Below are 20,971 nucleotides of genomic sequence, written 5' to 3'. Positions count from 1 at the left end.
TGGTCCTTCGGCTGAGTCTGCGGTTCCGCTGCGGGCGAGTGCCTCGTTCCTCGGCCCTCACCCTGCGCTGCGCCTCCGCCTCAGCCGAGGTCGAGCGCGAGCAGGTCGTCGGTGGTCTCGCGGCGCACGAGCACGCGGGAGGCGCCGCCCGAGACCGCGACCACCGGCGGCCGCGTGAGGAGGTTGTAGTTGGACGCCATCGAGCGCCCGTACGCCCCCGTGGCGGCGACCGCCAGCAGGTCGCCCGCACGGACGTCGCCCGGGAGCATCACCTCGTGCACGACGACGTCGCCGCTCTCGCAGTGCTTGCCCACGACGCGCGCGAGCACCGGCTCGGCGTCCGACGACCGTCCGACGAGCTCGGCGTGATAGTCCGCGCCGTACAGCGCCGGGCGGATGTTGTCGCTCATCCCGCCGTCGACGGACACGTACGTGCGCACGCGCCCGTCGTCCAGCACGACCGGCTTGACCGTGCCGACCGTGTAGAGCGTGAGACCGGCCGGCCCGACGACCGCGCGCCCGGGCTCGATCGAGATCCGCGGCAGCGGCGTGCCGTGCTCGGCGCAGATCGCGGCGACCGCGCTCGCGACGTCCTTCGCGATGCGGTCCTCCTCGAGCGGGACCTCGCCGGGCAGGTACGCGATCCCGTACCCGCCGCCGAGGTCCACCTCGTCCACCAGGACGCCGGTGCGGTCCGCCAGGCCGGCCCGCAGGCGCAGCACCACGCGGGCGGCCGCCTCGAAGCCCGCCGGGTCGAGGATCTGCGAGCCGATGTGGGAGTGGATCCCGAGCAGGTGCAGCTCGGGGCGTGCGACGACGGCCAGCAGGGCCTGCATCGCCGGCGAGTCCCCACCGGTCGGGCCGGCGCTGACCGAGAGCCCGAACTTCTGGTCCTCGTGCGCGGTCGAGATGTACTCGTGCCCGCCCGCGTGGACCCCCGTCGTGACGCGCACCATGACCGGCGCGACGACGCCCCGCGCGGCCGCGAGCGCCGCGACCCGGTCCACCTCGACGAGCGAGTCGACGATGATCCGGCCCACGCCGGCGTCGAGCGCGGCGGCGATCTCGGCGTCCGACTTGTTGTTGCCGTGCAGCCCGATCTCCGCGCCCGGCACGCCCGCCCGCAGCGCGACGGCCAGCTCGCCCCCGGACGCGGTGTCGACCCGCAGCCCCTCCTCGCGCGCCCACCGCGCCACGGCGACGGTGAGCAGCGCCTTGCCGGCGTAGTAGACGTCGACGCCCGTGCCCACCTCGGCGAACGCCGTCGCGAACGCCGTGCGGTAGCCACGTGCGCGGGCGCGGAAGTCCGCCTCGTCCAGCACGTACGCCGGGGTGCCGTGCTCCGCCGCGAGGTCGCGGACGTCGACGCCGCCCACCTCGACGGCACCGTCGGCGCGGCGCACCACGCCGTGCGACCACGGCACGCCGAGGACGCCGGTCACATCCGCTCCGGGGCGCTGACACCCAGCAGGTCGAGGCCGTTCGCGAGCACCTGGCGCACGGCGTCGTTGAGCCACAGCCGCGTCCGGTGCGTGTCGGTGACCTCCTCGTCGGGGTACGGCGTCACGCGGCACTCGGAGTACCACTTGTGGTAGTCGGCGGCGAGGGACTCGAGGTACCGCGCGACGCGGTGCGGCTCGCGCAGCTCGGCCGCCTGGCCCACGATCCGCGGGAACTCCGTGAGCCGGCCGACCAGCGCCGCCTCGGTCTCGTGCGTGAGCAGGGCGGGGTCGAAGGCGTCCGCGCCGTCCTCGCGGGTCCGCGAGACGGCCCGGTCGGCGGCGTTGCGGTCGACGGCGCAGGTGCGCGAGTGCGCGTACTGCACGTAGAAGACCGGGTTGTCGTTGCTCTGCTTGAGCATCTCCTCGCCGGACAGCGACAGCGGCGTGTCGGCGGGGAACCGCGCCAGCGAGTAGCGCAGCGCGTCCGAGCCGAGCCACTCGATGAGCTCGTCCATGTACAGGGCGTTGCCGCGGCGCTTGCCCATCCGCTGGCCCGCGATGTTCACGAGCTGCCCGATGAGCACCTCGATGTTCTGCTCCGGGTCGTCGCCCGCGCACGCCGCGATCGCCTTGAGCCGGTTGATGTACCCGTGGTGGTCGGCGCCCAGCAGGTAGATCTTGCCCGGGAAGCCGCGGTCCTTCTTCGACAGGTAGTAGGCGGCGTCCGCGGCGAAGTACGTGGGCTCGCCGTTGGCCCGGATCATCACCCGGTCCTTGTCGTCGCCGAAGTCGGTGGTGCGGAGCCACACGGCGCCGTCGACGTCGAAGACGTGGCCCTGCTCGCGCAGGCGCGCGACCGCCTGGTCCACGGCGCCCGCCTCGTGCAGGGTGCGCTCGGAGAACCACACGTCGAAGTGCACGCCGAACACCTCGAGCGTGCGGCGGATCGCGGCGAGCTGCGCCTGGTAGCCGAGCTCCCGGGCGACCGTCGCGGCCTCGTCCTCGGGCAGGTCGAGGAGGTCGGGACGCTGCTCGAGAACCTCGGCGGCGCGCTCGGCGACGTACTCGCCGGGGTACCCGCCCTCGGGCACGTCCTCGCCCTTGGCCCGGGCGAGGACGGACAGGCCGAACTTGTCCATCTGCGCGCCGGCGTCGTTGATGTAGTACTCGGCGGTGACGTCCGCGCCGGCGGCGCGCATGATGCGCGCCAGGGCGTCGCCCAGCGCGGCCCAGCGGGTGTGGCCGATGTGCAGCGGTCCGGTCGGGTTCGCCGAGATGAACTCCAGGTCGTGCACCTGGCCGGCCAGCGTGTCCGTGCGGCCGTAGTCGGCGCCGGCCGTCACGACCGTGCGGGCGAGCTCGCCGGCGGCGGCCGCGTCGAGCGTGATGTTGAGGAAGCCCGGACCCGCGACGTCGGCCGACTTGACCCCCGGGGTCGCCTGGATGCGCGCGGCGAGGTCCTCCGCGATCGCCCTCGGCGGGGCGCCCGCCTTCTTGGCGAGCTGCAGCGCCACGTTCGTGGCCCAGTCGCCGTGCTCGCGCTGGCGGGGTCGCTCCACGTGCACCGTCGCCGGGACGGCGTCGGCGGGCAGGGCGAGGGTGCCGTCGGCCACGGCCGCGGCGAGGGCAGCGCTGAGTGCTTGCGAGAGCTCGTCGGGGGTCACCGGGCGATTCTACAAAGGGTGGCGCGTGCGCCCGTGCGGCTGTCTGCCCGTGCGCCGGCCCGTGCGCCCGCCCGGGTGCCCGGGTGTGCCCGGCGCCTCCGCGGTGCTGGTAGTCTCGTGCACCGTGCCGACGGCATCGCCCTGTGGCGAGACGTGTCGGCGCCCGCGCCTGTAGCTCAGTGGATAGAGCGTCTGCCTCCGGAGCAGAAGGTCGGGGGTTCGAATCCCTTCAGGCGCACCGTACGACGAAGGCCGCCGACCTCGAGGTCGGCGGCCTTCGTCGTGCCCGGCCGGCCCTCTCCCCTTCGAGAACGTCCTCGCGGACGAAAAGAGGCCGACTTTCGTCCGTGAGGACGTTCTCGAAGGGGGCTGGGGCCGGGGAGCCCGGGCGTCAGTGCGCGCCGGAGGCTGCCGGCTCGCGGTGCAGCGGGAGGGTCTCGACGTCGAGGTTCGGGTTCTCGTCCTGGGTCGCGACGAGCTCCGCGGCCTCCGCGTCCGTGTCGACGGCCGGCATCGCCCCGGGCAGCGGCTGGCCGGCGCTCTCGCGCAGGAAGAACACCGTCACCGCGCCGACCACGGCGAAGGCCATGACGTAGTACGCCGGGGCCAGCGACGAGCCCGTGGCCTGCGTCAGCGCCTCGACGATCAGCGGGGTCGTGCCCCCGAAGACGGCGAGCGCGACGTTGTAGGCGAGTCCCATGGACCGGTAGCGGACGGCCGTCGGGAACATCGCCGGCAGCGTCGCGGCCTGCACGCCGACCAGGGACGCCACCGGGACCGCCATGAGGGACAGGCCCAGCAGGGTCGACCAGACGTGGCCCGCGGCCAGCAGCGCGAACGCGGGCACCGACAGCACCAGCATGGAGCCCGTGCCGAACCACATCAGCGGGCGACGGCCGACACGGTCGCTGATCGGGCCGGCGACGAGGATCATCCCCGCGAGGAGCACGAGCACCGGCACCGTCAGCAGCGTCCCGTCGACCGCGTCGTAGCCCAGCGTGTCGGTGAGATAGGTCGGCATGTAGCTGGTGAGGACGTAGGACGCCGTGTTCGCGACGGCCACGAGGACCATGGCCACGGCCAGCGGCTTCCACAGGGACCGCAGGGTGGGCGCGGCCGCTGCAGCCTGCGCCGCCGCGGCACCGCCGTCCTGCTCGGTGGCCGCCTGCTGCGCCTGGAACGCGGGGGTCTCCTCGATCTTCAGGCGGAACCACACGGCGAAGGCACCGATCGGCCCGGCGACGAGGAACGGGATCCGCCAGGCGCCGTCGAGCACCGCCTGCTCCCCGAGCGTCACCTGCAGCACCGTCACGACGACCGCGCCGGCGGCGAACCCGACGTAGGTGCCGAAGTCGAGGAACGACGCGGCCCAGCCGCGGCGCCGGTCGGGGGCGTGCTCGACGACGAAGGTCGTGACACCGGCGTACTCGCCGCCGGTGGAGAAGCCCTGCAGGAGCTTGAGCAGCACCAGCAGCAGCGGCGCGACGGCGCCGATCGTGTCGTACGTCGGCAGCAGGCCGATGAGGAACGTGGAGGCCGCCATCATGATGAGCGTGAAGGACAGCACCTTCTGCCGGCCGATCCGGTCGCCGATGCGGCCGCAGATGATCCCGCCCAGCGGGCGCGCCACGTAGGTGGAGGCGAAGACGCCGAGCGAGAACAGGATCTGGACGCCGGAGGACGCCGTGGGCAGGAACACCGCGCCCATGACGACGGCCAGGTAGCCGTAGACGCCGACGTCGTACCACTCCATGAAGTTGCCGACGACGGTGCCGCCGATGGTCTTCTTGAGCATCGGGCCGTCGACGACGGTGACGTCGGAGACCCGCAGCCGGCGACGTCGGCCTGGAGCCGCGCGGCGCGCGGCGGGGCGCGCGGCGGGGCGGTCTGCGGGGCGGTCTGCGGACTGGGGGTCGGGGAGTACGGCGGTCATGTTTCCTTCCGTGGCCGGCAGGTCGGCGCCAGGTGGCACCAGGCGGCACCTGGGCGCTGCGGCCCGTGACAGGGTGACCGGCGCTCGCCCGACGGCGGGCGCCAAGCCCGAACATGGGCGGCCACATTACGGATCGTTGACCCGGCATCCAACTTCGCCGCCCGGACGAGACGTCTTCCTGACACGAGCCGCAGGGCGTGCCACCTGCGCCGATACGGCCGCTCGGGGGCCGCATCGTGAGTCCGGCCACAGGCACGTCCCGGGCCCGCGTCACGGGCAGGGGCTCGCTGGACCGTTCGCGCCGCGGGGGTTACGTTCCAGGGGCAGCCCGGACGACGGGCGACGACGCCCGCCACCTCGCCGAAGGACAGCCCTCGCCATGATCGACCACACCGTCCGCGTCTTCCGCCCCGACGAGGACCTCCCCCGCGACGAGCAGCTCGCCTGGAAGATCGCCGAGGTCGCCGCCGAGCAGCTCGAGCCGACCGCCGAGGTCACCGACATGGTGATCAACCGCGTCATCGACAACGCGGCGGTCGCGACGGCGTCGCTGGGCCGCGCGCCGATCCTCGCGGCCCGCGCGCAGGCGGAGGCGCACCCCATCTCGCGCGGCGGCGCCGGCGCGACGGTGGTCGGCAGCCCGGTGCGCACCAGCCCCGAGTGGGCCGCGTGGGCCAACGGCGTCGCGGTCCGCGAGCTGGACTACCACGACACCTTCCTCGCCGCGGAGTACTCGCACCCCGGCGACAACATCCCGCCGGTGCTCGCCGTCGCGCAGCACCTGGGCCGCAGCGGCGCCGACCTGCTGCGCGGGATCGTCACCGGCTACGAGATCCAGGTGGACCTCGTCAAGGGCATCAGCCTGCACGCGCACAAGATCGACCACGTGGCGCACCTCGGGCCGTCCGCCGCCGCCGGCATCGGCACCCTGCTCGGCCTGGCCCCGGAGACGATCTACCAGGCCGTCGGCCAGGCGCTGCACACCACGACCGCCACCCGGCAGTCGCGCAAGGGCGAGATCTCCACGTGGAAGGCCCACGCCCCCGCGTTCGCCGGGAAGATGGCGGTCGAGGCCGTCGACCGCGCGCTGCGGGGCCAGACCTCCCCCAGCCCGATCTACGAGGGCTCCGACGGGGTGATCGCGTGGCTGCTCGACGGCCCCGACGCGCGCTACACGGTGCCGCTCCCCGGCCTCGGCGAGGCCCGCACCGCGATCCTCGACACGTACACCAAGGCGCACTCGGCCGAGTACCAGGCCCAGGCGTGGATCGACCTGGCGCGGCGCCTCGGCACCGAGCGGCCCGAGCTGCGGGACCCGGCTCGCGTGACGTCGGTGGTGCTGCACACCAGCCACCACACGCACCACGTCATCGGTTCCGGCTCGGGCGACCCGCAGAAGTACGACCCGACGGCGAGCCGCGAGACGCTCGACCACTCGATCCCGTACATCTTCACGGTCGCGCTGCAGGACGGCGCCTGGGACCACGTCGCCAGCTACGCGCCCGAGCGTGCGGGCCGCCCCGACACGGTCGAGCTGTGGCGCAAGGTCACGACGGCCGAGGACCCCGAGTGGACCCGCCGCTACCACTCGAGCGACCCCGAGGAGAAGTCGTTCGGCGGGCGCGTGGAGATCGAGCTCGCCGACGGCACGCGCGTCGTCGAGGAGATCGCCGTCGCGGACGCCCACCCGCTGGGCGCGCGCCCGTTCGCCCGCGAGCAGTACGTCGCGAAGTTCCGCGCGCTGGCGGACGGCGTGCTCGCGCCGTCGGAGACCGAGCGGTTCCTCGACCTGGCGCAGCGCCTGCCGGAGCTCGCCCCCCGCGAGCTGCGCGGCCTCACGGTGACGCCGCTCGCGGACCCCCTGACCGCGCACCCGGTACCCGCCGGGATCTTCTGAGGAGCCTCATGCTCTACTCGACGACGACCCCGGCGGCCAAGCGGGCCGCGTTCCGCGAGCAGCTGCGCTCCGGCCGGCTGCTGCAGCTGCCGGGCGCGTTCAACCCGCTGGCCGCGCGGCTCGTCCAGGACAAGGGGTTCGACGGCGTCTACGTCTCCGGCGCGGTCGTCGCGGCCGACCTGGGGCTCCCCGACGTCGGGCTGACGACGCTGACCGAGGTCGCCACCCGGGCCGGGCAGATCGCCCGGATGACCGACCTGCCGACGCTCGTGGACGCCGACACGGGCTTCGGCGAGGCGATGAACATGGCGCGCACCGTGCAGGCGCTCGAGGACGCCGGCGTCGCCGGCCTGCACGTCGAGGACCAGGTCAACCCCAAGCGGTGCGGCCACCTCGACGGCAAGCAGGTCGTCGACGACGCCACGGCGCTGCAGCGCGTGCGTGCCGCGGCCGCCGCACGTCGCGACGAGAACCTGCTGATCATGGCCCGCACCGACATCCGCGCCGTCGCGGGGCTCGGCGCCGCGATCGACCGCGCGAAGGCGCTCGTGGACGCCGGGGCCGACGCGATCTTCCCGGAGGCGATGGCCGACCTCGCCGAGTTCGAGGCCGTCGCGAGCGCGCTGGACGTGCCGGTCCTGGCCAACATGACGGAGTTCGGCAAGAGCGAGCTGTTCACGGCCCGGCAGCTGGCCGACGCCGGCGTCGCGCTCGTCATCTACCCGGTGTCGATGCTGCGGCTGGCGATGGGCGCCGCCGAGCGCGGCCTCGACGCGCTGCGGGCCGAGGGCTCCCTCGCGTCCCAGGTGCCGGCCATGCAGACCCGGGCGCGGCTGTACGAGCTGGTGGACTACGCCGGCTACGGGGCCTTCGATGCCGGGGTGTACGACTTCTCCCTCGACGACCAGCACCACGGGTAGGCGCAGGCCGTCCCCACCCACCCGGCACCCCCACCCCATCGACGCGAAGGAGCACGATGACGATGACCCAGCCCGAGGACGCCACGCAGCCCGAGGTCCGCAAGGGGCTCGCCGGCGTCGTCGCCGACGTCACGGCGATCTCGAAGGTCGACCCCGAGACCAACTCCCTGCTGTACCGCGGGTACCCGGTGCAGGACCTCGCCGCGACCCAGCCGTTCGAGGCCGTCGCGTGGCTGCTGTGGCACGACGACCTGCCCACGGCCGCCGAGCTCGCCGACCTGCGCGCCACCGAGCGCGCGCACCGCGCGCTGGCCGACGACGTCCGGGCCGCGATCGACCTGCTGCCCACGTCGGCGCACCCCATGGACGAGGTGCGCACCGCGGTGAGCGTCATCGGGGCGCGCGAGGTCGCGGGTCTCACCGCCCTGGACGCCGCGGCCGGTCCGGAGGAGACCGTCGCGCGCAGCGTGCGGCTGTTCGCGGCGCTGCCTGCCGTCGTCGCCTACGGGCAGCGGCGCCGGCGCGGGCTCGAGCTCGTGGAGCCGCGCGACGACCTCGACTTCTCCGCGAACTTCCTGTGGATGACGTTCGGCACCGAGCCGGAGCCGGTCGTCGCCGACGCGTTCAACCGCTCGATGATCCTGTACGCCGAGCACTCCTTCAACGCCTCGACCTTCACGGCGCGCGTCATCACGTCCACGCTGGCGGACGTGCACTCGGCCGTCGTGGGCGCCGTCGCCGCGCTCAAGGGCCCGCTGCACGGCGGCGCCAACGAGGCCGTGATGGACACGCTCGCGGAGATCGGCAGCGCCGACCGCGTCGCGGCCTGGCTCGACGACGCGCTGGCCGCCAAGCGCAAGATCATGGGCTTCGGCCACCGGGTGTACAAGCACGGCGACTCCCGCGTGCCCACGATGAAGGCCGCCCTCGACACCCTCGTCGCCCACTACGACCGGCCGGACCTCGGGGACCTCTACGCCGCGCTCGAGGCCGAGTTCGTCGAGCGCAAGGGCATCTACCCCAACCTCGACTACCCGTCCGGGCCCGCCTACCACCTCATGGGCTTCGACACCCCGACGTTCACCCCGCTGTTCGTCGCGGCCCGCGTCACCGGCTGGACGGCGCACGTGGCCGAGCAGCAGGCGGCGAACTCCCTCATCCGCCCGCTGTCCGAGTACGTCGGCCCGGCGCGTCGCGAGGTGCCGCCGGCCGGGCACACCGGCTGACGAGGGGGCGGCGGGGGGAGGCGACGAGCGGTGACGGTCGGACCACGGGCCTCGATACGCTCGTCGCATGACCGTTGACTCCACCGACGCCGCGTACTCCGACTTCGAGTTCGAGCGCCGCTTCCTCGTGCGGGACCTGCCCGACCCGCTGCGCGACGCCCCCGCCCTCATCGTGCAGTCGTACTTCCTGTCCGACGGCGGGTACGCCCTGCGGGTGCGCGTGCAGGCGACGGGCGTCGAGGCGCGGGTGGCGGGCGACAGCGACGCGCGCGACGTGCTGGAGCTCTACCGCCGCCAGGTCGACTTCGCGGCCGTGACGGTCAAGGGCCCCTCTGCCGGCGGCACCCGCTACGAGGCCGAGCGCCAGATCGATCCCCTGGTCGGCGTCGAGCTGGTGCGGCGCGGCGGCGCGCAGGTGCTCAAGACGCGGTACGCGGTCTGGCTGGGTGCGGACGGCTGGTCGGTCGACGTCTTCGGCGGCACCAACCACCCGCTCGTCGTCGCGGAGTGCGAGCGCTCCGGCCCGGTCACCGACCTGCAGATCCCGGACTTCTGCGTCACGGAGCTGACCGACGACCGGCGCTTCTCGAACGAGTCGCTCGCCGTCGACCCGTACCGCGGCTGGTCGGCGTCCTACGCGCAGGAGCTCGCCGCGCAGGGGCCGCGTTTCCGCGACGACTTCGGCGGCAACACGACGCTCACGACCTGAGTTCGACCCGGGCCGTCGACCGGGCGACCGTGCCCCGCGACGGTGCCTGCGTCCCCCACGGCGACGAGCGCGACGGATACACCGAGAGGGGCGGCCGGGTTTCTCCGCGCGGTCGTATCCCTCCCGAAGTGGAGCGCCCCCTGGGGCGCGTGAACGCGACCGCGCGGAGGAACCCGGCTGCCCCTCGGTCGCAAGCAGCAGGAGAAGCGGGCACCGGCGCTCAGTGCCAGTAGGAGACCTCTTCGACGCCCGGCCGGTACTCGAAGTGCCAGGGCTCGTAGTTGCCGGAGCCGCCGCGCTGCGCCCACGGCGGGTTCTCCCAGCCGTAGGCGGCGCCGTTCTCCCAGAGCCAGCCGTACACCTCGCTCGAGCTGTACTCCTGGCTGCACAGGTCGATCGCCAGGCCCCATCCGTGCATGGACGCCCCGGGGACCGCCGCGAGATAGCCGCGGCTCGCCTTCACGGCGTACTGCGAGGACAGGGTCCGGTAGGTGTCGACCAGGCACAGGTCGCGGCCGAACCGCGCACGGAAGCCCTCGTTGAGCGCGCTGAGCGCCACGGCGGCGTCGGCGCGCAGCCGCTCCCCCGGCTGCCACAGGTCGCACAGCGAGTGGTCCGCGAGGGTGCCGTTGCCGCCGTCGATCGACGCGCCGGCGTCGCAGTCGGGCAACGGGCTGCGTTCGGCGGTGCGACTGGCGGACGTGGTCTCGACGCGGACGTCGCGCGGCGCGGCCGCGATCGCCGCGGAGGTCTTGGGGGTGTCGACGCCGGACTTCAGGAGCGCGAGCGTCGACGGCCCGGTCGGCACGGTGTCCAGGTCGAACGGCGAGCGGTCGGCACCCACGGTGTCGGTGGCGAGCGGGACGGCGATCGTCGCGGCGGCGAGCGAGCCGAGGACGGCGACCCGCGTCACCCAGGCGTGCGGGGCGGGGGCGGCGTGGCGCGCGGCCGAGCGGGCGCGCGCCGTGGCGCCCGTCGAGGACGGGGCGGACGCGGTGGGCGAGGTGGGGGTGCTGCGGCGACGGGGCTTCTTGCCGGCCTTGGCGAGCTCTGCCTCACGGATGGCCCGTCGCGAACGGAGCGCGGGTTCGTCACCCTGCGACGTCGCGTCCACCACACCTCCGTGCACCTGCCTCACGACCCGCCCGGTCGCTCGGTCTCCCCGATCCTCAGATTCACGGGCCGTCCCGCGTCGCGTGCCCCCGCACACGACCGCTTGACCGGCCCGTCACGGAACCATAACGGTGTCCGGCGCCACGGCCAAGCCCGGTCCGGACGCCGGTCACGCGCCCGGTGCCCGCCCGACGGCGCCCGCTCGTCGTCCGGCGGCGGGGCGGCTGTGGCCGGCACGCGCCGTGGCGCGCCTACCGGCGGCGCTGCATCGCGTCCCGCACCTCGCCGACGAGCTCCTCGAGGATGTCCTCGAGGAACACCACGCCGAGCACCCCGTCAGCGCCCTCGACGCGGGCCAGGTGGGCGCCCGAGCGCTGCATGGCCCGCAGCGCGTCCTCCACCTCGTCGTCGGGGCGCACGGACGCGAGCGCCCGCACCCGCCAGTCCGGGACCGGGTCGAAGCGGTCGCCGTTCGACGCGTAGAGCACGTCCTTGAGGTGGAGATACCCGTCGAACGCGGCGCCGCCGTCGGAGCCGTTGTCGGGGTCGCCGTCGGAGCGGACGGGGAACCGGCTGAACCCCGTCCGGGCCACGAGGTGCTCGATGTCGTCCGGCGTGGTGCCGTGCGCGACGGCGACCAGCTCGTCCCGGGGCACCATCACGTCGCCCGCGGTGCGGGACGAGAACTCGATCGCGCCGGTGAGCAGCCCCTGCTCGTCGTGCAGCACGCCCTCCGCCTGCGAGTGCTCGACGATCGACTGCACCTCCTCGGCGGTGAACGCCGAGGCGACCTCGTCCTTCGGCTCGACCCCGGCGAGGCGCACGGCGTGGTTCGCGACCCAGTTCAGCGCCACGATGACGGGACGCACGGCGCGGGCGATGAGCACCAGCGGCGGGGCGAACCACAGCGCCGCCGTCTCCGGGCCGGCCACCGCGAGGTTCTTCGGGACCATCTCGCCGAGCACGACGTGCAGGTACACCACGACCGCGAGCGCGATGACGAGCGCCACCGGGTGCACCAGGGACTCGGGGATGCCGAGGGCCGCGAACGGGCCCTCGAGGAGGTGCGCCAGGGCCGGCTCGGCGACGATCCCCAGGCCGGTCGAGCACACGGTGACCCCGAGCTGCGCGCACGCCAGCATGAGGGACACGTGCTCCATCGCCCACAGCGCCGTCCGCGCGCGGCGGTCGCCCGCCTCGGCGCGCGGCTCCATCGATGAGCGGCGGGCGGAGATGACGGCGAACTCGGCGCCGACGAAGAACGCGTTGCCGACCAGCAGGAGCAGGCCGACGAGGAGGGCGGTGCCGTTGCTCATCGCGCCACCTGGGTCCCGAGCACGCGCACGCGCTCCACCCGGCGCGAGTCCATGGCCTCGACCCGGAGCCGCACGTCGTCCACCTGGACCTCGTCCCCCACGACCGGCACCCGGCCCAGGAGGGCCATGACCAGGCCGCCGAGCGTCTCGTACGCGGGCGCCTCCGGCACGTCCAGGCCGGTGCGCTCGGCGAGCTCGTCCGGGCGCAGCACGCCCGGGACCACCCAGGAGCCGTCGGTGCCGCGCACGACCCCGGCGCGGCGCGGGTCGTGCTCGTCGGCGACGTCGCCGACCAGCTCCTCCACGACGTCCTCGAGCGTCACGATGCCCGACGTGCCGCCGTACTCGTCGACGACGACGGCCATCTGCAGGCCCAGCCCGCGCAGCTCGACGAGCAGCGGCCCCAGCCGGACCGTCTCGGGCACGCGCGGGGCGTCGACCATGAGGGCGGCCGCCGGCACCTCGGCGCGCCGGTCGTGCGGCACGCCGACCGCGCGGCGCAGGTGCACGAGGCCCACCACGTCGTCACGGTCGTCGCCGATCACGGGGAAGCGCGAGTGCCCGGTGCGCCGTGCGAGCGCCACGACGTCGGCCGCGGTGGTGTCCCGCTCGACGACGGACATGCGCAGCCGGTCGGTCATGACGTCCCGTGCCGAGAGCTCGTCGAGCTCGAGCGAGTTCGCCAGGAGGGTCGCGACCGACTGCTCGAGGGTGCCCTCCTGCGCCGAGCGGCGCACGAGCGACACGAGCTCCGACGCCGAGCGGGCGCCCGAGAGCTCCTCGCGCGGCTCGACGCCCATGCGGCGCAGCAGCGTGTTGGCGGAGCCGTTGAGCACGGAGATCAGGGGACGGAAGAGCGTGGTGAAGACGCGCTGGACCGGCACCGCCGCGCGCGCGGTGGCGTGCGGGGCCGACAGCGCGAAGTTCTTGGGGATGAGCTCGCCGAAGAGCATGGAGAAGGCGTTGACCACGAGCAGGGCGAGCACGCCGGCCAGCACGCTCGCGACCCCCGCCCCCAGGGCGGTGCCGGCGAACGCGGCGGAGAAGAGCGACAGGAGCGCCGGCTGGGCGGTGTAGCCCAGCAGGATCGTCGTCACGGTGATGCCGACCTGTGCGGAGCTCAGCTCGGTCGACAGGTGCTTCAGCCCGGCGCGGACGGCGCGGTCCCTGCGGTCGCCAGGACGCGCGGCGGACGGGCCGTGGCCGGGCGGCGGACTGTCGCCCTCCTCGTCGTCGCCGCCCACGACGGCGGGGTCGAGGGTGACCAGGGAGAACTCGCTCGCCACGAAGACGGCCGTCCCGGCGGTGAGCAGCACGCCGAGCGCGACCATGAGCACGTCGCCTAGCACGATCGACCTCGCGAGCCGAGGAGGGTGTCCGGTCTGGAATGTCGAGGATCGTCCATCGTGGCTCCGATGTTATCCGGCGCGCCCGGCCCCGTCGCCGCAGATTCGCGGCCGACGCGCACGGACAGCGTGTACACAGCGCGTTCACAGCCCGGGAGTGCAAGATGGAAGCCATGACCACCCCGACTCCTCCGAGCCCCCCGGGAGGCGGCCCCGCCGCGGGCGGGACGCCGAGCCCAGGCCAGCCCAACGCCACCGTGCTCGTCGTCGAGGACGAGCCGGCGATCGCCGCCGCCATCGCGCAGCGCCTGTCCGCCGAGGGCTGGCGCGTCGAGGTGGCGCGCGACGGCCTCGCCGGCGTCGACGCCGCGACCCGCCTGCGCCCCGACGCGATCGTCCTCGACGTGATGCTGCCGGGCATCGACGGGCTCGAGGTGACCCGCCGCATCCAGGCCGACCACCCCATCCCGATCCTCATGCTCACCGCGCGGGACGACGAGACCGACATGCTGGTGGGTCTCGGCGTCGGTGCGGACGACTACATGACGAAGCCGTTCTCCATGCGCGAGCTCGTCGCCCGGGTCAAGGCGCTGCTGCGCCGCGTCGAGCGCGCCAGCCAGGCCGCGGTGACCGTGCCCGCCGACCCGCCGATGGTGATGGGCGACGTGTCCATCGACCGCGCGCAGCGGCGCGTGCACCGGGGCGGCGAGGAGGTGCACCTGACCCCGACGGAGTTCGAGCTCCTGGTCATGCTCGCGAGCTCGCCCAAGACGGTCCAGACCCGCGAGAAGCTGCTCGCCGAGGTCTGGGACTGGGCCGACGCGAGCGGGACGCGCACGGTGGACTCCCACATCAAGGCGCTGCGCCGCAAGCTCGGGCCCGACCTCATCCGGACGGTGCACGGCGTCGGCTACGCCTTCGAGCCGCCGGCGAGCTGACGTGCCGACCGGGCCGACGCGCGGCTCCACGCACCACCACCGGATCCCCGACGTCCGGCCCCTGGACCCGCTGCGCTCCCTCAAGACCAAGCTGGGGGTGCTGGTCGTCGCGACGGTGATCTTCGCCGTCCTGGTGACGTGGATCGGGCTGCAGAACCAGCTCGGCCCCACGCGCACGCTGCCGCTGGCGGTGTTCCTGTCGCTGGTGATCACGCAGATCCTCGCGCGCGGGATGACGTCCCCCCTGCGGGACATGACCGCGGCGGTGCAGGCGATGGCAGCGGGCGACTACTCGATCCGGGTGCGCGCGACCAGCCGGGACGAGGTGGGCCAGCTCGCGGAGGCCTTCAACGTCATGGCCGCCGACCTGGACGCCTCGGACCGGGTGCGCCGCGAGCTGATCGCCAACGTCTCGCACGAGCTGCGCACGCCGGTGGCGGCGTTGCAGGCGCAGCTCGAGAACATGGTCGACGGCGTCACCGAGCCGACCCCGGCCGCGCTCGAGCTGTCGCTCGAGCAGACCGAGCGCCTCACCCGGCTGGTCACCTACCTGCTCGACCTGTCGCGCGTGGAGGCGGGCGCCTCGGCGCTCGTCCTCGACGAGTTCTCCGTGGGCGACTTCCTCGAGGAGACGGCCCGGGCCATGTCGATGGTGGACGCCGCCAAGGGCCTCAGCTACGTCGTCGACGTGACCCCGCCCGACCTCACGCTCGAGGCCGACATCGAGCGGCTGCGCCAGGTCATCACCAACCTCCTGCAGAACGCCATCCGCCACTCCCCCCACGGCGGCACGGTGCGCCTCGACGCCTACCCGGTGGACGACGAGATCGTCCTCGAGGTGAGCGACGAGGGGCCGGGCATCGCCCCCGAGGACCGCGACCGCGTCTTCGAGCGGTTCACGCGGGCCACGGGCGCGTCCCGCCAGCCGAGCACGACGGGCGGGACCGGGATCGGGCTGGCGATCGTCCGCTGGGCGGTGGACCTGCACGGCGGCCGCGTCCAGGTGGCCGACACCGACCGCGGCGCCACGATGCGGGTGACCCTGCCGGTGCACGCGCGCCCGGCGCCCGGGGTCACGACCGACACGGAAGGCTGACGCCACGCCCGACGCCGGCGGGTGAAACGACAGTGAGATTGCTCACACTCTTGCCGGTGCGAATTCCGACCGGATGGCCCATCCATGACGGGGCCCGACGCAATCCACGGGCCGACCGGGTGTGTCGTTGCCCGGCGCATTACCGGACGGTCGAAGTGGCCTCGCCGGGCGCCCGGATCGGCCCGATCCCGCGGGTCCGGCGCCCGGGCCCCCGACCGCCGAGGGCATAGGCTGGGGACACGCACCGGCACGTCCGGGGCTCTTCCGAACGAACGAAGCAACTGTGTGAAAGTGGGCGATCCGCGCGTGGTGTCCCCGAAGGACGGGTCAGAGTCGATCAGCGTGGCGAGCGCGTTCGGAGCCAATGAATGGCTCGTGGACGAGCTCTACGAGCAGTACCTCAAGGACAAGAACGCGGTAGACCCCGCGTGGTGGGACTTCTTCGCCGACTACACCCCGGGCGAGTCGAACGGCGCCGCCGACCAGGCCTCCGCCGCGCCGGCCCCCGCGCCAGCGGCGCAGCCGGCCCCCGCGCCAGCGGCGCAGCCGGCCCCCGCGGCCGAGCAGCCCGCCCCCGCGGCACCGCCCGCGGCGGAGCGGCCGGCCCCCGCCACCGAGCCCGCCGAGGCCGCGCCCGCTCCGCGGGCCGGCGGCACCGCGGCGGCCGAGTCCGGTCAGCGCGCGGCCGCGACCCCCGTGCCCGCCGACCCCGACGTCGCCCCGCCCGTCGCCGAGGCGCTGCCGTCGACCGCTCCCTACGCGGAGGTCGCGAAGACGTCGCCGAAGAGCGCCGAGGACGAGGCCACCGACGACGTGCAGAAGCTGCGCGGTCCGGCGGCCCGCGTCGTGACGAACATGGAGGCCTCGATCCAGGTCCCCACCGCCACGTCGGTGCGCGCGGTGCCCGCCAAGCTCATGGTGGACAACCGGATCGTCATCAACAACCACCTGGCGCGCGGCCGCGGCGGCAAGATCTCCTTCACCCACCTCATCGGGTTCGCCCTCGTCGAGGCGCTGTCCGACATGCCGGTGATGAACGCCCACTACGAGGTCGTCGACGGCAAGCCGCACGTGGTGCAGCCGGCGCACGTGGGCTTCGGCCTGGCGATCGACCTGGCCAAGCCCGACGGCACCCGCCAGCTGCTGGTCCCCAGCGTCAAGAAGGCCGAGGAACTCGACTTCGCCGGCTTCTGGGCGGCCTACGAGGAGCTCGTGCGCAAGGCGCGCGGCGGCAAGCTCGGCATGGACGACTTCGCCGGCACCACGATCTCGCTGACCAACCCGGGTGGCATCGGCACCGTGCACTCCGTGCCGCGGCTGATGGCCGGCCAGGGCACGATCATCGGCGTCGGCGCCATGGACTACCCGGCCGAGTTCGCCGGGGCGTCCGAGGAGCAGCTCGCCCGCATGGGCATCTCGAAGGTCATGACGGTCACCTCGACCTACGACCACCGCATCATCCAGGGCGCGCAGTCGGGCGAGTTCCTCAAGATCCTCGCCAACAAGCTGCTCGGCCTCGACGGCTTCTACGACCGGGTGTTCGCGGCGCTGCGCGTGCCGTACGAGCCCGTCCGCTGGGTCCGCGACAACACGACCGACGCCGAGGTCGAGGCCGCGAAGCCGGCCAAGATCGCCGAGCTCGTCCACTCCTACCGGTCGCGCGGCCACCTCATGGCCGAGACCGACCCCCTGGCCTACCGCCAGCGCAAGCACCCGGACCTGGACATCCAGAACCACGGCCTCACGCTGTGGGACCTGGACCGCCGGTTCCCCACCGGTGGCTTCGGCGGCAAGTCGAAGGACACGCTGCGCGACATCCTCGGCCTGCTCCGCGACTCGTACTGCCGCTCGATCGGCATCGAGTACATGCACATCGCCGACCCGGCGCAGCGCAAGTGGCTGCAGGACCGCCTGGAGGCGGGCTACGCCCGCACGCCGCGCGAGGACCAGCTGCGCATCCTGCGCCGCCTGAACTCGGCCGAGGCCTTCGAGACGTTCCTGCAGACGAAGTTCGTCGGCCAGAAGCGGTTCTCCCTCGAGGGCGGCGAGGCCGTCATCCCGCTGCTCGACGCGATCCTCAGCAGGGCCGCCGAGGGCGGCCTCGACGAGGTCGGCATCGGCATGGCCCACCGGGGCCGTCTCAACGTGCTCGCGAACATCGCCGGCAAGAGCTACGGCCAGATCTTCAAGGAGTTCGAGGGCCAGCTCGACCCGAAGAGCGTCCAGGGCTCCGGCGACGTCAAGTACCACCTCGGCACCGAGGGCGTGTTCACCGCCGAGACCGGCGCCACGACCAAGGTCTACCTGGCCGCGAACCCGTCGCACCTCGAGGCGGTCGACCCGGTGCTCGAGGGCATCGTGCGCGCCAAGCAGGACCGCATCGACCTGGGCGGCGACGGCTTCTCCGTCCTGCCGATCCTCATCCACGGCGACGCGGCGTTCGCGGGCCAGGGCGTCGTCCCCGAGGTGCTGAACCTCGCGCAGCTGCGCGGGTACCGTACCGGCGGCACGATCCACGTGATCATCAACAACCAGGTCGGCTTCACCACCGGCCCGTCGTCGTCGCGCTCCACCACCTACGCGACGGACGTCGCCAAGGGCTACCAGGTCCCCGTCTTCCACGTGAACGGCGACGACCCGGAGGCCTGCGTGCGCGTCGCCGAGCTGGCGTTCGCGTACCGCGAGCAGTTCGACCGCGACGTCATCATCGACATGGTCTGCTACCGCCGACGCGGCCACAACGAGGGCGACGACCCCTCGATGACGCAGCCGCTGATGTACAACCTCATCGAGGCCAAGCAGTCGGTGCGCAAGCTGTACACGAAGAACCTCGTGGCGCGCGGCGACATCACGGTCGAGGAGGCCGAGCAGGCGCTGCAGGACTACCAGTCGCAGCTCGAGCGGGTCTTCACCGAGACCAAGTCCGCGGGCGCGAACACCACGCCCGACGGCGACGACGAGATCCTCGGCCTGGAGCGGCCCGAGTCGCAGCGCGCGGGCGCCGGCGACATGGTGGGCTGGCAGACGGCCATCCCCCACTCGGTGCTCGAGCGCATCGGCGACGTGCAGGTCGCGCCGCCGGAGGGCTTCACCGTGCACCCCAAGCTCGCGCAGATGCTGGAGAAGCGCCAGCTGATGTCGAAGGAGGGGGGCATCGACTGGGGCTTCGGCGAGCTCGTGGCCTTCGGGTCGCTGCTCATGGAGGGCACCCCGGTGCGACTCGCCGGGCAGGACTCGCGCCGCGGCACCTTCGTGCAGCGCCACGCCGTCCTGCACGACCGCAACACCGGCGCCGAGTGGACCCCGCTGCTGTACCTGGCGGGCGACCAGGCGAAGTTCTGGGTGTACGACTCGTCGCTGAGCGAGTACGCGGCCCTCGGCTTCGAGTACGGCTACTCGGTGGAGCGTCCGGACGCCCTGGTGCTGTGGGAGGCGCAGTTCGGCGACTTCGTCAACGGCGCCCAGACCGTCATCGACGAGTTCATCTCGTCGGCCGAGCAGAAGTGGGGCCAGAACTCGTCGCTGGTCATGCTGCTGCCGCACGGGTACGAGGGCCAGGGCCCGGACCACTCGTCCGCACGGATCGAGCGGTTCCTGCAGATGGCGGCCGAGGACAACATGACGGTGGCCCAGCCGTCCACCCCGGCGTCGTACTTCCACCTGCTGCGCCGGCAGGCGTACGACCGCCCGCGCCACCCGCTGATCGTCTTCACGCCGAAGCAGCTGCTGCGCCTCAAGGCCGCGGCGTCGAGCGTCGACGACTTCACCACCGGCACGTTCGAGCCGGTGCTGCCCGACGCGGAGGTCGAGGTGGCCGCCGTGGACCGCGTGCTCCTGTGCACCGGGCGCGTCTACTACGACCTGCTGGCCGAGCGCCGCAAGCGGCAGGACGAGCGGACCGCCATCCTGCGCCTCGAGCAGCTCTACCCGTTCCCGGAGGAGCAGGTCCGCGCCGAGCTCGCGAAGTACGCCGGCGCCGACGTCGTCTGGGTCCAGGACGAGCCGGAGAACCAGGGCGCCTGGTCGTTCCTGCACCTCGCCCTGCCGGAGGACCTGCCGCGCGTGCGCGTCGTCGCCCGGCCCGCGTCCGCGTCCACCGCGGCCGGCACCGCCAAGCGGCACAAGGAGCAGCAGGAGGTCCTGGTCGCGCAGGCCTTCGACCGCTGACCCTCGCCGGGACGCAGAAAGCCGGGAGGCCACCGCACCATGGTGCGGTGGCCTCCCGGCTTTCTGCGGCGGCCCGGCGGCGAGCCGGACCTCACCACTTGTCCTGGACGTGCTCCTTGATCGAGTCGTCGTAGATCTCCCGCACCCCGGAGGTGAACAGCGGCCCGAGCACCTGGGCCGAGCCCGCGGCGGCGTTGAGGCGGGCCTGCTCCGGCGACCGCGCGCCCGGGATGACGGTGGACACGCCGGCACGCTGCCACACCCACGCGATCGCGGCCTGCGCGGGCGTGAGCTCCTGGTTGAGGGCCGTCCCGGCCAGCTCCGTGAACCGCGCGGCGGCGTCGACGCCGACGTCGAACGGGACGCCGGAGAAGGTCTCGCCGACGTCGAACGCCTCGCCCTTGCGGTTGAACGTCCGGTGGTCGTCGTCGGCGAAGGTCGTCTCGTGCGTGTACCGGCCGGACAGCAGGCCGGACGCGAGCGGCACGCGGGCGATGATGCCCACGCCCGCCTCGGACGCGGCCGGCAGGACCTCGTCCAGCGGCTTGAGCCGGAACGCGTTGAGGATGATCTGCACCGTGGCCACGCCCGGCCGTGCGATCGCCGTCAGCGCCTCGTCCACGGTCTCGACCGAGACGCCGTACGCGGCGGTGACTCCCTCCTCCACGAGGGTGTCGAGCGCGTCGTAGACCTCGTCGGAGGAATAGACGGCGGTGGGCGGGCAGTGCAGCTGCACGAGGTCGAGCGTCTCCATGCCGAGGTTGCGCCGCGAGCGGTCGGTCCACTTGCGGAAGTTCTCGAGCACGTAGTTCTCGGGCACCTGGTCCATCCGGCGGCCCATCTTCGTCGCGACCGTGATCCCGGCGTTCGCGTGGTCGGCGCGGAAGGCGCCGACGGCCTGTTCGCTGCGGCCGTCGCCGTACACGTCAGCAGTGTCGAAGAACGTGACGCCGGACTCGAGCGAGGCATCCAGGACCGCGCGGGCCTGGTCGTCCGTGACCGACCCCCAGTCGGCACCCAGTTGCCAGGTTCCCAGGCCGACCACCGACACCAGCCGGCCGGTGCGGCCGAGCACCTGCTTCTCCATCGTTCCTCCGTTCATGGTGCGATCCACCGCACCGTGTGCTCCATGGTCCCGGTACGGGCCCCCCATGCATGGCCCCCTTACGCTACGTCGCGCACGACCATCCGGCGTCCCGACTAC

At 73.3% G+C, this 20,971-nt stretch carries 14 protein-coding genes and 1 tRNA gene; 8 read left to right on the top strand and 7 right to left on the bottom strand.

Going from position 1 to position 20,971, the window contains the following annotated elements; all coding sequences use genetic code 11:
• Nucleotides 1–80: 80 nt before the first annotated feature.
• Complete coding sequence (gene lysA, locus IEW03_RS11635) at nucleotides 81–1,442, bottom strand: diaminopimelate decarboxylase (protein WP_188523852.1); 1,362 nt, start codon at nucleotides 1,440–1,442, stop codon at nucleotides 81–83.
• Nucleotides 1,439–3,106 (bottom strand): arginine--tRNA ligase, encoded by a 1,668-nt coding sequence (argS, locus tag IEW03_RS11630; RefSeq protein WP_188523851.1) that lies wholly within the window; start codon nucleotides 3,104–3,106, stop codon nucleotides 1,439–1,441. Before argS ends, lysA begins: the two co-directional genes overlap by 4 nt.
• Nucleotides 3,107–3,271: 165 nt before the next feature.
• Between argS and IEW03_RS11625 the strand changes: the two genes are divergently transcribed.
• A tRNA-Arg gene (locus IEW03_RS11625) sits at nucleotides 3,272–3,344 on the top strand.
• Nucleotides 3,345–3,497: 153 nt separating this feature from the next.
• Here IEW03_RS11625 and IEW03_RS11620 read toward each other — a convergent pair.
• Entirely contained in the window at nucleotides 3,498–5,039 is a 1,542-nt protein-coding gene (locus IEW03_RS11620) for an MFS transporter (RefSeq protein ID WP_188523850.1), read from the bottom strand.
• A 379-nt stretch (nucleotides 5,040–5,418) separates the two neighbouring features.
• On the opposite strand from IEW03_RS11620, the gene IEW03_RS11615 reads away from it, so the two are divergent.
• The 4 genes from IEW03_RS11615 to IEW03_RS11600 all read left to right on the top strand — a co-directional run bounded on the left by IEW03_RS11615 (nucleotide 5,419) and on the right by IEW03_RS11600 (nucleotide 9,791).
• Nucleotides 5,419–6,936: an MmgE/PrpD family protein gene (locus IEW03_RS11615; RefSeq protein ID WP_188523849.1), complete on the top strand. Its 1,518-nt coding sequence runs from the start codon at nucleotides 5,419–5,421 to the stop codon at nucleotides 6,934–6,936.
• Between the two features lie 8 nt (nucleotides 6,937–6,944).
• Nucleotides 6,945–7,856: a methylisocitrate lyase gene (gene prpB / locus IEW03_RS11610; protein WP_188523848.1), complete on the top strand. Its 912-nt coding sequence runs from the start codon at nucleotides 6,945–6,947 to the stop codon at nucleotides 7,854–7,856.
• Between the two features lie 62 nt (nucleotides 7,857–7,918).
• Nucleotides 7,919–9,082, top strand: coding sequence for a bifunctional 2-methylcitrate synthase/citrate synthase (locus IEW03_RS11605; protein WP_188523982.1), 1,164 nt, complete (start codon nucleotides 7,919–7,921; stop codon nucleotides 9,080–9,082).
• A gap of 67 nt (nucleotides 9,083–9,149) precedes the next feature.
• Entirely contained in the window at nucleotides 9,150–9,791 is a 642-nt protein-coding gene (locus tag IEW03_RS11600; RefSeq protein ID WP_188523847.1) for a CYTH domain-containing protein, read from the top strand.
• A 220-nt stretch (nucleotides 9,792–10,011) separates the two neighbouring features.
• On the opposite strand, the gene IEW03_RS11595 is transcribed toward IEW03_RS11600, so the two are convergent.
• The 3 genes from IEW03_RS11595 to IEW03_RS11585 all read right to left on the bottom strand — a co-directional run bounded on the left by IEW03_RS11595 (nucleotide 10,012) and on the right by IEW03_RS11585 (nucleotide 13,569).
• On the bottom strand, nucleotides 10,012–10,905 hold the full coding sequence (locus IEW03_RS11595; protein WP_188523846.1) for a M15 family metallopeptidase: 894 nt from the start codon (nucleotides 10,903–10,905) through the stop codon (nucleotides 10,012–10,014).
• A gap of 250 nt (nucleotides 10,906–11,155) precedes the next feature.
• Entirely contained in the window at nucleotides 11,156–12,220 is a 1,065-nt protein-coding gene (locus tag IEW03_RS11590) for a hemolysin family protein (protein WP_188523845.1), read from the bottom strand.
• Nucleotides 12,217–13,569: a hemolysin family protein gene (locus IEW03_RS11585; protein WP_188523844.1), complete on the bottom strand. Its 1,353-nt coding sequence runs from the start codon at nucleotides 13,567–13,569 to the stop codon at nucleotides 12,217–12,219. Before IEW03_RS11585 ends, IEW03_RS11590 begins: the two co-directional genes overlap by 4 nt.
• A gap of 170 nt (nucleotides 13,570–13,739) precedes the next feature.
• Here IEW03_RS11585 and IEW03_RS11580 point away from each other — a divergent pair, with 170 nt between their 5' ends.
• From IEW03_RS11580 to IEW03_RS11570, 3 genes are all read left to right on the top strand, one after another.
• Complete coding sequence (locus IEW03_RS11580; protein WP_229737936.1) at nucleotides 13,740–14,504, top strand: response regulator transcription factor; 765 nt, start codon at nucleotides 13,740–13,742, stop codon at nucleotides 14,502–14,504.
• A gap of 1 nt (nucleotide 14,505) precedes the next feature.
• A complete protein-coding gene (locus tag IEW03_RS11575; RefSeq protein WP_188523843.1) occupies nucleotides 14,506–15,600 on the top strand; it encodes a HAMP domain-containing sensor histidine kinase in 1,095 nt (364 codons plus the stop codon).
• A 306-nt stretch (nucleotides 15,601–15,906) separates the two neighbouring features.
• Complete coding sequence (locus IEW03_RS11570; protein ID WP_188523842.1) at nucleotides 15,907–19,767, top strand: multifunctional oxoglutarate decarboxylase/oxoglutarate dehydrogenase thiamine pyrophosphate-binding subunit/dihydrolipoyllysine-residue succinyltransferase subunit; 3,861 nt, start codon at nucleotides 15,907–15,909, stop codon at nucleotides 19,765–19,767.
• Nucleotides 19,768–19,858: 91 nt separating this feature from the next.
• Here the strand turns inward: IEW03_RS11570 and IEW03_RS11565 are convergent, their stop codons facing one another.
• Nucleotides 19,859–20,854 (bottom strand): aldo/keto reductase, encoded by a 996-nt coding sequence (locus tag IEW03_RS11565; RefSeq protein ID WP_188523980.1) that lies wholly within the window; start codon nucleotides 20,852–20,854, stop codon nucleotides 19,859–19,861.
• Between the last annotated feature and the right edge of the window lie 117 nt (nucleotides 20,855–20,971).

The organism is Isoptericola cucumis (assembly GCF_014635665.1).
Taxonomy (GTDB): domain Bacteria; phylum Actinomycetota; class Actinomycetes; order Actinomycetales; family Cellulomonadaceae; genus Isoptericola; species Isoptericola cucumis.
Note: the sequence above shows the minus strand (reverse complement) of the source record. Positions and strands in the feature narration are given on the sequence as shown.

What these genes read in the sequence shown, in the direction of transcription:
- IEW03_RS11565 (WP_188523980.1), bottom strand. Translation starts at nt 20,854, where the DNA reads ATGGAGAAGCAGGTGCTCGGCCGCACCGGCCGGCTGGTGTCGGTGGTC.
- IEW03_RS11605 (WP_188523982.1), top strand. Translation starts at nt 7,919, where the DNA reads ATGACCCAGCCCGAGGACGCCACGCAGCCCGAGGTCCGCAAGGGGCTC.
- IEW03_RS11620 (WP_188523850.1), bottom strand. Translation starts at nt 5,039, where the DNA reads ATGACCGCCGTACTCCCCGACCCCCAGTCCGCAGACCGCCCCGCAGAC.
- IEW03_RS11590 (WP_188523845.1), bottom strand. Translation starts at nt 12,220, where the DNA reads ATGAGCAACGGCACCGCCCTCCTCGTCGGCCTGCTCCTGCTGGTCGGC.
- IEW03_RS11600 (WP_188523847.1), top strand. Translation starts at nt 9,150, where the DNA reads ATGACCGTTGACTCCACCGACGCCGCGTACTCCGACTTCGAGTTCGAG.
- prpB (WP_188523848.1), top strand. Translation starts at nt 6,945, where the DNA reads ATGCTCTACTCGACGACGACCCCGGCGGCCAAGCGGGCCGCGTTCCGC.
- IEW03_RS11615 (WP_188523849.1), top strand. Translation starts at nt 5,419, where the DNA reads ATGATCGACCACACCGTCCGCGTCTTCCGCCCCGACGAGGACCTCCCC.
- IEW03_RS11580 (WP_229737936.1), top strand. Translation starts at nt 13,740, where the DNA reads ATGACCACCCCGACTCCTCCGAGCCCCCCGGGAGGCGGCCCCGCCGCG.